The 13,738-nt window shown below is 34.6% G+C and carries 17 protein-coding genes; 7 read left to right on the forward strand and 10 right to left on the reverse strand.

Features of this window, described 5'->3' with window-relative positions:
• Positions 1-233 precede the first annotated feature (233 nt).
• Positions 234-707 (forward strand): hypothetical protein, encoded by a 474-nt coding sequence (locus AAG068_RS16290; RefSeq protein ID WP_342714990.1) that lies wholly within the window; start codon positions 234-236, stop codon positions 705-707.
• A 52-nt stretch (positions 708-759) separates the two neighbouring features.
• Here AAG068_RS16290 and AAG068_RS16295 read toward each other — a convergent pair whose 3' ends face one another.
• Positions 760-1,218: a hypothetical protein gene (locus AAG068_RS16295; RefSeq protein WP_342714991.1), complete on the reverse strand. Its 459-nt coding sequence runs from the start codon at positions 1,216-1,218 to the stop codon at positions 760-762.
• Between the two features lie 349 nt (positions 1,219-1,567).
• Between AAG068_RS16295 and AAG068_RS16300 the strand changes: the two genes are divergently transcribed.
• Positions 1,568-2,275 carry a DNA alkylation repair protein gene (locus AAG068_RS16300; protein WP_342714992.1) on the forward strand — a complete coding sequence of 236 codons (708 nt, stop codon included), beginning with the start codon at positions 1,568-1,570 and terminating at the stop codon, positions 2,273-2,275.
• Between the two features lie 79 nt (positions 2,276-2,354).
• Here AAG068_RS16300 and AAG068_RS16305 read toward each other — a convergent pair whose 3' ends face one another.
• Complete coding sequence (locus AAG068_RS16305; protein ID WP_098668444.1) at positions 2,355-2,687, reverse strand: DUF3895 domain-containing protein; 333 nt, start codon at positions 2,685-2,687, stop codon at positions 2,355-2,357.
• A 401-nt stretch (positions 2,688-3,088) separates the two neighbouring features.
• Here AAG068_RS16305 and AAG068_RS16310 point away from each other — a divergent pair, with 401 nt between their 5' ends.
• On the forward strand, positions 3,089-4,189 hold the full coding sequence (locus tag AAG068_RS16310; RefSeq protein WP_342714993.1) for an S-layer homology domain-containing protein: 1,101 nt from the start codon (positions 3,089-3,091) through the stop codon (positions 4,187-4,189).
• A 121-nt stretch (positions 4,190-4,310) separates the two neighbouring features.
• On the opposite strand, the gene AAG068_RS16315 is transcribed toward AAG068_RS16310, so the two are convergent.
• The 5 genes from AAG068_RS16315 to phaZ all read right to left on the reverse strand — a co-directional run bounded on the left by AAG068_RS16315 (position 4,311) and on the right by phaZ (position 7,791).
• Positions 4,311-4,769, reverse strand: a complete 459-nt coding sequence (locus AAG068_RS16315; protein ID WP_342714995.1) for a VOC family protein — start codon at positions 4,767-4,769, stop codon at positions 4,311-4,313.
• 336 nt (positions 4,770-5,105) lie between these two features.
• Positions 5,106-5,306: an NETI motif-containing protein gene (locus AAG068_RS16320; RefSeq protein WP_342714996.1), complete on the reverse strand. Its 201-nt coding sequence runs from the start codon at positions 5,304-5,306 to the stop codon at positions 5,106-5,108.
• Positions 5,290-6,486 carry an MFS transporter gene (locus AAG068_RS16325; RefSeq protein WP_342714997.1) on the reverse strand — a complete coding sequence of 399 codons (1,197 nt, stop codon included), beginning with the start codon at positions 6,484-6,486 and terminating at the stop codon, positions 5,290-5,292. Before AAG068_RS16325 ends, AAG068_RS16320 begins: the two co-directional genes overlap by 17 nt.
• A gap of 114 nt (positions 6,487-6,600) precedes the next feature.
• Entirely contained in the window at positions 6,601-6,828 is a 228-nt protein-coding gene (locus tag AAG068_RS16330; protein ID WP_342714998.1) for a hypothetical protein, read from the reverse strand.
• 60 nt (positions 6,829-6,888) lie between these two features.
• A complete protein-coding gene (phaZ, locus tag AAG068_RS16335; protein WP_342714999.1) occupies positions 6,889-7,791 on the reverse strand; it encodes an intracellular short-chain-length polyhydroxyalkanoate depolymerase in 903 nt (300 codons plus the stop codon).
• A 189-nt stretch (positions 7,792-7,980) separates the two neighbouring features.
• On the opposite strand from phaZ, the gene AAG068_RS16340 reads away from it, so the two are divergent.
• From AAG068_RS16340 to AAG068_RS16350, 3 genes are all read left to right on the forward strand, one after another.
• Positions 7,981-8,397, forward strand: coding sequence for a MarR family winged helix-turn-helix transcriptional regulator (locus tag AAG068_RS16340; protein ID WP_139365427.1), 417 nt, complete (start codon positions 7,981-7,983; stop codon positions 8,395-8,397).
• A gap of 15 nt (positions 8,398-8,412) precedes the next feature.
• On the forward strand, positions 8,413-9,612 hold the full coding sequence (locus AAG068_RS16345) for an MFS transporter (RefSeq protein WP_048525207.1): 1,200 nt from the start codon (positions 8,413-8,415) through the stop codon (positions 9,610-9,612).
• Positions 9,613-9,714: 102 nt separating this feature from the next.
• Complete coding sequence (locus tag AAG068_RS16350; protein ID WP_342715000.1) at positions 9,715-10,974, forward strand: serine hydrolase domain-containing protein; 1,260 nt, start codon at positions 9,715-9,717, stop codon at positions 10,972-10,974.
• Positions 10,975-11,028: 54 nt separating this feature from the next.
• Here AAG068_RS16350 and AAG068_RS16355 read toward each other — a convergent pair whose 3' ends face one another.
• From AAG068_RS16355 to AAG068_RS16365, 3 genes are read right to left on the reverse strand one after another with little or no spacing between them, the layout of a single operon-like run.
• Entirely contained in the window at positions 11,029-11,817 is a 789-nt protein-coding gene (locus tag AAG068_RS16355; protein WP_342715001.1) for an ABC transporter permease, read from the reverse strand.
• On the reverse strand, positions 11,814-12,719 hold the full coding sequence (locus AAG068_RS16360) for an ABC transporter ATP-binding protein (RefSeq protein WP_342715002.1): 906 nt from the start codon (positions 12,717-12,719) through the stop codon (positions 11,814-11,816). The genes AAG068_RS16355 and AAG068_RS16360 overlap by 4 nt, the downstream gene beginning before the upstream one ends.
• Positions 12,716-12,955: a PLD nuclease N-terminal domain-containing protein gene (locus AAG068_RS16365; protein ID WP_342715003.1), complete on the reverse strand. Its 240-nt coding sequence runs from the start codon at positions 12,953-12,955 to the stop codon at positions 12,716-12,718. Before AAG068_RS16365 ends, AAG068_RS16360 begins: the two co-directional genes overlap by 4 nt.
• Before the next feature lie 125 nt (positions 12,956-13,080).
• On the opposite strand from AAG068_RS16365, the gene AAG068_RS16370 reads away from it, so the two are divergent.
• Entirely contained in the window at positions 13,081-13,626 is a 546-nt protein-coding gene (locus tag AAG068_RS16370; protein WP_342715004.1) for a transcriptional regulator, read from the forward strand.
• The last annotated feature ends 112 nt before the right edge of the window (positions 13,627-13,738 follow it).

Raw genomic sequence — 13,738 nt, forward strand, 5'->3', positions numbered from 1 at the left:
CTTTTACATTGAAAGGAGTTTTATTTGGAAAAGTTTTCTCATATTGATAACTGCAATGAAGAAGACAAAAAAATGATGAAGAAAAACGGGAGTACATACGATATTCAGTAGCTGGAATATATTTTGAAGGACTAGAAATAACACCGCTAGAATGGCTTGAAAACATAGTTGAACTATTAAAACAAACAGTACGAGCTTATTAGATAATACGTTAGTTAAAGGGGATGAACTGATTGTTAGATACGATTGTTTACGATAAAGCGAAGTACCATTATGAAGGTGATTTTCCTGAGGACTTACCAATCGATCAAGCTTTTGTACATACCGGTATGTTTTTAGGATGGATAATTGAACATCATTTATTTAGTGAAGAATTTGAAGAAGAGTCTCAAGACGAAATTAAACAGTTTAAACTTAGACAAATGACTGGCACAGAAATTTATATGAACTGGGATGGTGTTTTGGCAGACGACATGTTAAATGAAGAAGGCAACCAATTCGCGATGTATTACTTTAATAATGATGAGAAATGGAAATATATAAGTGATTACTCAGACGTTTTTATAGACGAAGAAACTCTCTACCATGTGCAAGATACTTGGGAAAACTATTTCAAATTAAAAGACGTTATTGATAATAGCTATAATTTTTGGAAAGACAACTTCCAAAAAAAGATAATTAATAAAGTCGATTTCTTATCTCAATAAGGAATCGACTTTATTAATAGTAAGCTTAAATATTTTTTCATTTTAGCTTTTATTACAAATTCCCTTTAACGTTTTCAACAATCTCGTTTACCGTATTTCGATCAAACTTATCACTAATTTCGTATGACTCACGGTCTCCTACTAATTGTACGCCTACAATATCATTGCGGTCCTTACCATATTGCACTTCAATAATCGATCCACGCTCTATTTGCTTCCAAACGAGACCTGCTTCGTCTTTATTGTCTAAAACAATACAGTCCTCAATATTTTCGTCAACCCCAATTAATTTGTTATCATCCATATATCCAACCTCGTATTGTTGACGTTCTTTCGCTTTTCCGCTTACTAATATACCTTTGCTTCCATATGAGTAATCCGTATAGTCCTTTTTCTCCGATTGTGCCGCTTTCGACTCTTGTGCTTTAGTTTTTTCAGTGTTCCCACAACCCATGATAAGACTAATTGGTATCACTGTAGTTAGTACTACTCTAGTAAATTTCTTTTTCATTTAGAATCAACCTCACATATTTAACTTTAAATTCCATTTATCCCCTTACCAAATAATAACATGATAATATCGAGAAAGAGCCAAAGGTAAACTATTATTTTCATCCCCCAAATTTATGTAATAAGCTATACCTCTGTATTTCCTTCCCTTTTACTTTCATATAGTATCCTTCCAATTATAGATAGCTAGACTTTTAAAATCACTAACTGCATTATCTACAAATTATAGAAAGTAGACATCCTACTCACATAAGACTTAAAATTAGAAAGTATGGAAAACATGATAAAAAATATAAACTAGATGCTCACAATTAACATGGTCTTTATATTAAGAAAGGAAGTGCACAGCTTTGGATTTTAAAACAGTTATGCAAGAGCTTGAAGCCCTAGGCAAGGAAAGAACGAAAAAAATGTACATATCTAACGGTGCGCACGAGCCAGTTTTCGGAGTAGCTACAGGTGCTATGAAACCAATCGCTAAAAAAATAAAATTAAATCAAGAATTAGCTGAAGAACTTTATGCGACAGGTAACTACGATGCTATGTACTTTGCAGGCATTATTGCGGATCCGAAAGCTATGAGTGAATCGGATTTTGATCGCTGGATAGACGGAGCGTATTTTTATATGTTGTCCGATTATGTAGTGGCAGTAACTTTATCAGAATCAAATATTGCACAAGATGTTGCTGACAAATGGATTGCAAGTGGAGACGAGCTACGAATGTCTGCAGGCTGGAGTTGCTACTGTTGGCTTTTAGGAAATCGCAAAGACAATGAATTTTCCGAAAGCAAAATTGTCGCTATGCTTGAAATGGTAAAAAATACGATTCATGATTCGCCAGAACGAACTAAATCCGCTATGAATAATTTCTTAAACACGGTAGCAATTTCATATGTGCCACTACACGAAAAGGCAGTCGAGATTGCAAAAGAAGTTGGTATAGTTGAAGTAAAACGTGAAAATAAAAAGAGCAGTTTGCTAAATGCTGCAGAGAGTATTCAGAAAGAACTTGATAGAGGCAGACTTGGTTTCAAGCGTAAATATGTTAGATGTTAGATGATTAAAAAAGGTGTCAATCTAAGCAAGATTGACACCTTTTTTGATGAGAAAAACGAATGAATTCCCCCTGCACACCTTATCCGTTAAACATTTCTTCATTCAATTTATAAACCCTATCTCTTTTCTCATCACTTTTAACAAAAATCAGCTTTCCTTCTTTAACAAAGCCTTCTAATAATAAGCATACTTCTCCATATGCTTTAGGCTTATTCGTTGTGAATCTTTCATCTGATATTTTTCCAGCTCGTATTAATTGTTCGCATAGCTCAAGAGCACTTATTTCTTCAGAATCCATTAATTCCAATATATCTTTCTGCAATGGCGATAAAGGTACTGGAATTTCAGCTACCTCCACCTTTTCTTTCTCGTTTTCTTCTTCAAATAAATCTTCAAATGAAATTTGATTCATTACTTCTTTTCCTTTCTAACGATTAATTTGTATAACATGAACTGAATCCTATATCGTAGTTATTGTTATGTATTCCTTTTTACATAAATCTCAAACTCATGTACATCGTTTCATATAGTATGTTTTGATTATACCAAATATACGTTCTGTCTTCTATCGTAGATTGAAAAAAGACGCGTTTTACTGTTCACAAATAGCGAAAAGGAGTTTATATGCTTTTGTTGAATTGATTTATAAATAAGCTGATCAAGTTTCATGCAAGTTAGAAAAATAGACATTTATCCCATAGAAATTTACGGTAAATTTCCATTAATTACATGTTATAATCACGATGTAAACATTAAATTATATTACATTTTTAGGTTATTCAATTCGTTTCATATAACAAGGGGGGTTCACAAATGGGCAGAAAAACAAGTAAAGTTAAAAAAATTTTTGGATTCGTACTAACCGCAGCACTAGCCACTACAACGATGGTAGGCACGGTAAACGCAGAAACAACTACGAAAACAAACGTTAACGAAAAGAGCTATACGGAAGTTAGCAATAATGACAATGTATTTACAGATGTACCAAAGGACCACTGGTCAAAAGTTGCTATCGATTACTTAGCATCAGCAGGCATTTATAAGGGATATGGAAATGGGAAATTTGGTTTTGGGGACAATGTTACTAGAGGACAGGTAGCTTCTTTAGTCAATCGATATTTAGGTTTAAAAGCAGACGATAAACAAGAGAATATGTTTAGTGATATTACAAATCATATGTTTGAAAAAGATATTAAGGCCATTGCACAAGCTGGAATTATGAAAGGTGATGGCACAGGTACATTTCGTCCAGATGATGTATTAACTCGCTATGAGATGGCAGTAGTATTACAAAAAGCATTTCATTTAGAATTAAAAGGACAAGGGAACTTTAAAGATGTACCAAAAGGTCATTGGGCCTATGAATCTGTAAATGCAGTGCGTAGTAACCGCATAGCACAAGGTGACGAGTCAGGTAATTTTATTGGAAATACGATTGTAAAGCGTGAGCAGTATGCACAATTTTTATATAATGCAATAGCAAAAAACAGAGATTATAATTTCAACATCAATTCAAAAGAAGAATTGAAACAAATGTTAACAACCGCTTTACAGAATGGGACGTTTGGTCCATTTACATTAAATACATTGCGTAAAGATATATCTGAAGTAAAAAAAGAATTTGGAGTACCTGATGTTTTGAAGCAAGCACCTTGTACAGAATGTGATGCACCTAATACAGCGGTATACGGAGATTATTATATTGATATGTACCCTTCGGACGCAAGATATATATGGGTGAAAATGGGTATCCCTATCCACGAATTAAAAGAATGGTTTGGTGAGCCCGATTTAATCGGAGAGGATATGACTAGTGAAGGCTTTATATATAAACGAGGAAGCTATTCTCTTTATTTCAGCTTCTCTGATGGTTATATTCAACGCGCTGAAATATCTAAAACTGAAGATCGTTAATACGTTACAAGCCATATAAAGTATAAAAAATCCTTCAAGAACATGCTTTTTCTTGAGGGATTTTATTTGTCTCTATCTATTTAATATAATCCAAAACTATATAACTCCTACTGTTTAAACTTTATTTTTCTTGATGCTCTGCATCCCATTCACTTAAATACGTTGCATATTCTAATTCATCTGGATCATCATGTAACATAGAAATAAACTCTAATTTATTTCCATCACAATCTAGAAAATATATGCTTGCAGCTGGCATCCACCTTTGAACAATTGGCTCTTCATTCCCTTTCCCCTGACTCCCTACTACTTCTATTCCACGCTCCTCTAACCAAAATTTAGCAGTCTTTAAAAACTCCAAATCTACACGGAAAGCGAAGTGTTTCGTCTCAAAATCTTCATTACTATGTACTTCCCATAAACCGAGCATTTGCTCTTTATTTTCTCCTATCCAAAAGAAAGCAACCCGTCTTTTCGATAGTTTTTTTGCTACTGTTAAGCCTAACTTATTTTGATAGAAATCTATCGCCTTTTCTAAATTCCTTACATGTAAATGAGTTTCGTATATGCTTTGTATCATATTATATTGTCCCTCCTCTACCTTCTCATTTTTAAAATACATTTTGTTTTTATCATACAAATAAATATATTTTTAAGCATCCTACTTTTGTATAATTGTTCTTTGCTACAAAGGTATACATAGTCCAGCTTTCTCATTCTTGTTCCAACGCTAAAATTCTATAAATTAAACATCCTTCAATTTACTTTTACATTTTTATGTAGTTAATTCCTCTCCATACTACCTTTAAAAATGAAGGTCGTTTAGCTTAGTCTTTCATTGATCCGTAAAAAAACAAGCCACCCAACTCAAATGAATTGGGTGGCTCTATACTATAAAGAGAATTTGCTATTTGTATTACTTCAATTTCCCCTCAAAGACAATCTTTCTACCGCACGGTTCAACTTCTGTTTTGCGGTTTTTCTTCACTTCATGAAAGATTGGTTCTTCCATACGACGAGATGGTGCATAGCCTTCTTGTTCCATACGTGCTAAGCAATCTGTAATTGTTTCGTTTTCGAGTACTTCAAATTTCTTTTTATTAGGTTGTTTTGTCATGCCCTAACCTACTTTCTATTTTTCTTGATGCGAATTGATTCTTCATGTAGACGATATATAACATTGCGAGAATTCCTATTATAATCATAACCGCAATAAAAAAGCTTGTATACTGTATTTTTTCTATAAATACGCCTCCTAATACAGGTCCCAGTATACTTCCTAAACTAAAGGCGATTCCAGATAATATATTACCTGCTGGCAATAAGTGTCTCGGTAATAAATCTGTCATAAATCCAAGGCCTAATGAGAAGCACGATCCAATGACCATACCCGCTAATAGCATACAGGCAAAGACAATCCAATAATATTGGTCTAATACTGCTGCCAATAGAAAAATTCCCGTACTTATGCTGAACGTCCACGTTAAAATACGGTCTCTTCCGTATTTATCACTTAATATACCGAGCGGAATTTGTGTAATAATGCCCCCAACTGCAAATGCTGGTAATAAGAAGGATACTTCTGAAACAGACCATCCTTTACGTAGCGCGTATACTGGTAAGTTACTATTTAACATTGCTTCCAGTACGCCATATGCAAGTGGTCCTAGTAACGCAATCCATCCTAATCCAACAACTTGTTTATAACGAGAAAATGATGATTCACCCTTCACTTCTCTTTCATCTTTCGCCGGGAATGCATTTTTGGTTGGTAATAGTAATAGCCAACCTATTAGACAAAGTATAGTAGATATAATAAATGGCGTTGCAAGACCATACTGCACAGTGCTTGCTAAATACGGGCCAACGGCAAAACCAATTCCGAAGAATACACCGTATATCGATACTTGTCTCCCTATTTTACTTGGGTCTGCTGTTGTCGTAATCCATGTTTGTGTTCCGACATGAAGCATATGATCTCCGACTCCAACTACAAATCTAAGAATGAACCATACCCAAAATGAAAAAGTTTGTGTAAAAAAGAATAATGAAATAATAACGAGAAACCCACCAATAACGATAATTGGCTTCATTCCAAACTTTTGCATCGGTTTTTCAAGAAACGGGGAAATAACTAATATCCCAATATATAGTGCCGTCGCATGAATACCATTAATACTTGAACTAACCCCTTCTTGTTCAAAAATCATTGCAATGGCCGGTAAAAGCATCCCTTGTGACAAACCCGAGATTGCTACAATCCCAACCATAATCCAAAATGTAAAACGTATTGACATCCCTTTCCCTCTCCTTCTCACGCTGTCCACCTTTCATTATAAACTGTTTCTTCAAATACGTGTACGAATATTCAAAATAAAAAAAGAAGCTAAAAGAATGATTCTTTTAGCTTCTTATCCTTCCCAAACTTGTGCTTTCACATTGTAATGAAAATGCTTGAAATATGGATTTTCATAAAATGATGGTCCATATAAGTAGTGATGTGCATGAGCTATTGGTGGCTGCTGTAGTTGTAACGGAACTACAGATGGTGAAACTTGCATATACAGCGGATCTATCATTATTTTTGTATATAAGTGATGATTATATGGCGAATGCGCAATTAAGAACGGATGATGCATGGATAACCTCCCCTTTTACCTACAATGTTATAGTATATGCAATACATCTCATTTCGGGGATTATTTCTCTTCTAACCAGTCCTCTACATGTTTTATAAATACATCTAAACAATCAATAAACGGTGAGTGTCCGCAATCTTCTAACACTTTCAACTCTGCATTCGGTAAATGTTTTGCTAATTCCTCACCGACTACTTGCGGTACGACATAATCTCTGTCACCTTGTATGACGAGTGTTGGAGCTTTAATATGATGAATTTGCTTATTTCCACCTACAACCCCGTTATGTTCATCTGAAATATTAAATGTAATGAGCGCATAATTTACATCTACGAAATTACGCTGCGTTAACATATCATCTAAATACTTTTCATAACGATCCGGTTCCGGTTGATTATGTGTATATATTAATAAATCCCATACTGTTCGGTAATATAATTTATTCATATTTTTTATCGCGTCTAGCACTGGAGCAATTTGTACGGGATCTTGTGCAACCTCTTCCTTCGTCTTTACTAAACTTGATACGATTGGCTGCCCGTTAATATCTTTTTTGAAAATTGGATATCCCTTCATGCCAACTGATTCTACTAAAATTAACTTTTCGACAAACGTTGGATGATTTGCTGTAAATTGCATCGCAACACCACCGCCCATTGACCAGCCCATTAATGAAAATTTCTCTAGCTTCAATTGATCGATAAATAGTTTTACATCTATTGCAAAGTCTTGTAATGAATCTATCGATTGATTATATGTTGATTGGCCAAATCCTCTTAAATCAAGAGCGTAAATATGGTATTGATCTTGCAGCTTTTCAATAACTAAATCCCAGTGTTGTGACGACGTCATGTTCCCGTGAATGAGTACAAGAATTTCTGTATTTTGCCTTCCAACTTCCTGATACGCAATCGTTTCTCCGTTCGATAGTGAAACAAACTCCATTGTTGCAGGCTTAATCATCACAAGTTCCCCCATTCTTTTTAATAGAAAGAAAATTCTTTACTTAATTAAAGAATAGCATGCAGAATATACGTTCGCAACATAAAACCTATACGAAATTTTTACATAAATCAACATGTCTATTACTAGACAATTATAATGAAAAAGTATATAGTTAGCTAGGTAACTAATTTGAAAGGATCAAAATACATGGACGAAAAACAACATTTTTTCCACATTGTCAGCCAGACTTCTCGCAAGTTTACGAAGAAATTTAATGAGCGCGTATCTCCCACTGGGTTATTTAGTGCGCAATGGGCTGTTATTTTCCGCATCAATCAAACTGGTTCTTGCACGCAAACAGAGCTATGCCAGTATTTAAATGTTGAATCACCAACGATGACTCGTACGTTAACACGTATGGAAACGATGGGATGGATTATTCGTACAGAAGGAAAAGATCGCCGTGAGAAGCTTATTTCTTTATCAGAAACAGCGATAAAAATGATTCCGGTATGGCAAGAAGAAGTTGATACTTTCGAAGAAAAGACGCTAGAAGGTATTAACGAAGATGAGTTACATCAAGCATTTCAAGTGTTACAACAAATTATTAAAAACTTAGATTAAATTGGAGGGATGACGATGCAAAGTGAGAAACTTTGGACGAAGGATTTCCTCGGAACTTGTTTTAGTAGTCTATTTCTCTTTTTAACATTTTATATGCTTATGACTACTTTGCCTGTCTATGTAATAGACGGCCTAAAAGGAAAACCTGAGGAAATTGGTTTAGTTGCAACTGTTTTTCTTATTTCATCCGTTTTATGTCGACCATTTACAGGAAAATGGCTCGATGATTTAGGAAGAAAGAAAATATTATTTATTTCACTTTCTTTATTTTTAGCCGCTACTGTTATGTATTTCGGTGCGCAAAGTTTATTTTTATTACTTGCCCTTCGCTTCTTACATGGTATTGGGTTCGGTATGGCAACAACTGCAACTGGTACGATTGTCACAGATGTTGCGCCAGCTCATAGACGCGGCGAAGCACTTGCCTATTTCGGCGTATTCATGAGTTTGCCGATGGTAATTGGTCCTTTTTTAGGTTTAACAATTATTTCTCATTTTTCATTTACAGTATTATTTATCGTTTGTTCCGTATTTTCATTGCTTGCATTTTTATTAGGACTACTTGTAAATATTCCACATGAAGCACCAGTAAAGAAACAAAAACAAGAAAAAATGAAATGGAAAGACTTACTTGAACCATCTTCTATTCCGATTGCTCTTACAGGATTTGTTTTAGCCTTTTCTTATAGTGGCATTTTATCCTTTATTCCTATTTATGCAAAAGAGCTCGGTTTAGCTGACATTGCAAGTTACTTCTTTATTTTATACGCACTTGTTGTTGTAATTTCTCGTCCATTTACAGGTAAGATTTTTGATCGCTTCGGTGAAAATGTACTTGTTTACCCAGCTATCATTATTTTCACAATTGGGATGTTCATTTTAAGCCAAGCACAAACTTCATTTTGGTTCCTTGGCGCAGGTATGTTAATCGGTTTAGGCTACGGAACATTAATTCCTAGCTTCCAAACGATTGCGATTTCTGCCGCTCCAAACCACCGACGTGGTTCTGCGACAGCTACGTACTTCTCATTCTTTGATAGTGGTATTGGCTTTGGTTCTTTCATTTTAGGTATCGTCGCAGCGAAATCAAGTTACCATAATATGTATTTTATCGCAGCTATTATCGTTGCGTTTACTTTACTTCTCTATTATGGATTACACGGACGAAAACAAAAATTCAAGAAACAACATACAGATGGAAAAGTTTCCGCTTAACATGAATAAGGAAAGTAAACTTCCCCGTTTACTTTCCTTATTTTGTATTTCTTTCAATAGAAGCGTATACTTATAATAGAAATAAAAAAGGAGGGACCCCCTATGAAACCTAAAAAATCTCCCCTACTCTTACTCATAATCACATTTATATTTGTAATTACAGGGCTCGGTTTTACATACTTCAAACATAATAAAACAATTCCATCGAAAAATAACGTGACGAAGAAAAATTGGTTAGATGACCCATACTTACGTTGGTCGTATACACATATGAAAGAATTCACTTTGATTAACGAGGTGAAAAATAACCCGGATCACGTTTTCCACTTCTCTACCGCATTGCAAAACTTAGACGATTTTGCTGTGGAACGTAGATTTGGAAATACAACTCCTCTAAAAAAACTTTTAGACGATAATAAAACGGATGCTTTTGTCGTTGTACACAATGGACAACTTGTATATGAACGATATTTCAATGGATATAACGAGAGTGAGCCTCATGGTATGGCGTCATTAGCGAAGGTTTTTACAGGGGTAATTATACAATCTCTCGCTGAAGAAAACCGTATTGATTTAGAAAAAACAGCTGATACATATATAAAAGAATTAAAAAATACACCGTTTGGTAATGCCACACTTCAGCAATTAATGGACATGCAAGTTTCTGCACAGTACCCTACTCACGGATATGAACATCCAGCGTTAGAAAATCAAGATGCACAACTATATTTAGCTAGCAATATTTTACCTAGAGGTAAAAACTACGACGGTCCGATGAGAATTTATGATATGTTACGAGAAGCAGAAGAAACTGCACCGCCTGGTTCCGATTTTTCTTACGATAATGGATCAGCGGAAACGCTCGCTTGGGTAATTCGAACAATCACTGGTAAATCATTAGCTGAAAATGTTAGCGAGCGCATATGGTCTCAAATTGGTATGGAAGAAAACGCGTATTACGTTACAGATGAAACGAAAGTAGAACAAGCAAGTGCTGGTTTAAATGCGACTGCTAGAGATATGGCTAGATTCGGACAATTACTATTAAACAACGGAGAATATAACGGAAAACAAATTCTCCCTTCTTCTATTACTGAAGATATAAAAAATGTCCAAGAAGGTGAACTTGCAGTTGGCCCTGGCGCTTCCATTTCTTATCATAATCAATGGTGGATACCGCACAATGAACAAGGTGCGTTTGAAGTGTTAGGTAGTTACGGACAAACACTTTACATTGATCCGAAAGCAAATATGGTCATTGTCCACTTCTCATCTAACGCTACGCCAAGTAATGAAATCCATTCAGTTTACTCAAATATGTATATTGATATTGCCCATCATTTAGAGAAGCTTCCACAGTAGTGGAAGCTTTTTCTTGCCAAGGTGTTTTATTTGAATCCATTCCCCCCATCATGGTTATTCATCCTTAAACTTTTTATTCGTAATCCAATAATATGTTACGAAGAGTGTCAATAAAATCCAAACTATAGCTAGTAATCCATTAATTATTGCATTTGAATTTACTGCCCCCGTGACTAACGTTTCCATTGCATGTTTACTCATACTGGCTGGATTAACCTGATCTACTATTGGAATCAAACCGACGATTATTCTACAAGCTAAAAGAAAAGCAATTGAAATTAGCGCAATCATACCTTGACTGTGAAAAATAGCACTTATCATAGTTGTGAAAGATACGATAAAAAGAACCCAAATTAAATAAAATAGTAATCCAGTAATCATGTACGAAAACGGAACAACAGTAAAAAGATAGTTTGTATATAGATAAGAGGTAAAGTATCCAATCATTACACTAAGCGCTACTATTACATAATTTGATACTATTTTCCCAGCTATATACGACGTAACCGTAACAGGTCTTGTTAAAATAAAGGCTAACATACCGTTAGCTTTATCTGTTTGAATGGCACCCATCATAGAAATTACTAGAATCATAAGTCCGAGCTGATCAAACTGAGACCCCAAAGTACTCGCTAGTACTTCGCCTCCTTTTTGTGCTGTCATACTTGGATCGATGGTAATTCCCTGCCCTCCACCTAATGCTCCTAAAATGGATGGTAAGTAATGCGTTACTATTGGCTGTGTTGCCCCTAAAAATATAAAAACAATTGGTAGCCAAATGATCTTAAAATCACGTAACATTTGAACACATTCTTTTTTTATCAATATCATTGAGTTATTCATTTTTGCACCACCAATTTCAAGAAAATTTCTTCTAAAGTATCGTTGCTCATTTCAAATTTAACAATGTCCACTTTATGTTCGATTGCATTTTGCAGTAACATAATTTTATTTATTTCGATACTCTCAACCTTCACTTTGACTTTAAGTCCTATCACTTCTACATCCTTCACATACGGTAAATTTTTTACAACGTCAATCCACTCTCGATCTTTAGCTGTAATTTCAATGATTAATTTATTTTCACTATTGCGGTGTAAAAGCTCAGTAATTGTTGTATCTTCTATCTTTGTTCCATCTTTAATCATGACAAATCGTTCACAGATTTCTTCTGCATCACTCAATATATGGGTTGATAATAAAATAGTCGTATCTTTTTTTATTTCTTCAATTAAATTCAATACTTCCCTTCTACCTATTGGATCTAATGCAGATACCGGTTCATCCATGACAATAAGCGCTGGTTTATGCAGTAATGCTTGTGCAATACCGAGTCTTTGTTTCATTCCCCCAGAAAAGGTACTCACCTTTGAACCTTCTTCTCCACTTAATCCAACTTTCTCCAAAATTTCTGGTATCGACTTTGCCAATGCTTCTTTTTTCATCCCTGAAAGTTGCCCCATAAACATAAGGGTTTCTCGCGCCGTCATCCAATGAAAAAAATTAGGGTATTGCGGTAAGTAGCCAATTTCCCTTTTCATTTTTGATATTTTTATCCCATTCAATAAGACTTCGCCAACATCTGGATTCATAATATCTGAAATCACTTTTATTAATGTAGATTTCCCTGCTCCATTTGGTCCAATTAACCCTACACATTCCCCTGATTGCAGTTCCATCGAGAAAGTATTGACAGCAATTTTTCCTTTAAATGATTTTGTTACATTTCTAATCTCTAATTTCATAATTTCTCACCGTCCTTTCTCCCTATAACAAAGTACAGAATAGGTCCCAATACGTTAACAAAAAGAATAATTAGCGTCCATATAAGTACATTTTTTCTTGTATTTCTATGTCGGTATAAATCAATTAACGCAATGGAAACTAAAACTGCTCCCACTGCAATAACCGGCAATATGATTGGGAGAAACGCCATAATATCCATGTCTTTAAGATCATTCCATCCATAATGTAGTTGCATTTTTATCATTCCTTCCTAAACTCATTATCATTATTGATAATAATAATGATAAATCAAGAGCAGATGTATTGCAAACATTATTCTCATTATTTATAATGAGAATAAATAATGAATAAGGTGATATAGTGAGTAATAAAGTTGAAATCTTAATGCATCCAGTAAGAATGAAGATTTGCCAAGTATTAATGAGAAATAAGGAAGATGGACTAACACCATTAGAAATGGTAAAAATCATTAAAAATGTGCCACAAGCAACACTATATAGACAGCTACAAACTATGGTTGATTCTGGTATCGTCCATGTAATTAAAGAAAAAAAGGTGAAATCTGTTTCTGAAAAATATTACGCAATCAATGAAGAAGATGCAAAAATTGAAGGAAGTGAGTGGAAAGGATTATCTAATGATGAAAAGTTAAACTACATTTCTTATTATCAGTTATCACTTATGACACAATATCAAAGTTACCTTAAGAAATTAGAGGAACAAAACAATCAAGAAGATAGTGCTACTTTTTCTGTTGTGGACTTAAAGCTCGATGAAGAACACTTTATGAGCTTTCAAAACGAACTTAACGAGTTAATGAATAAATACTACCATACCCAAAATAAAGGCGACGAAAAAGAGACCCCTGTTCGGACCGTCGCTATTACAATTATTCCAGAAACGTGAACTAACTCAATATACATAATACAAGCCGATGCTTCCTTAACATAGGAACCATCGGCTATCTTCATTTCGGAAATTGTTTTGACTTCTAATCTATGGCTAGCGAAAAAACTGA

The organism is Bacillus paramycoides (assembly GCF_038971285.1).
Taxonomy (GTDB): Bacteria; Bacillota; Bacilli; order Bacillales; family Bacillaceae_G; genus Bacillus_A.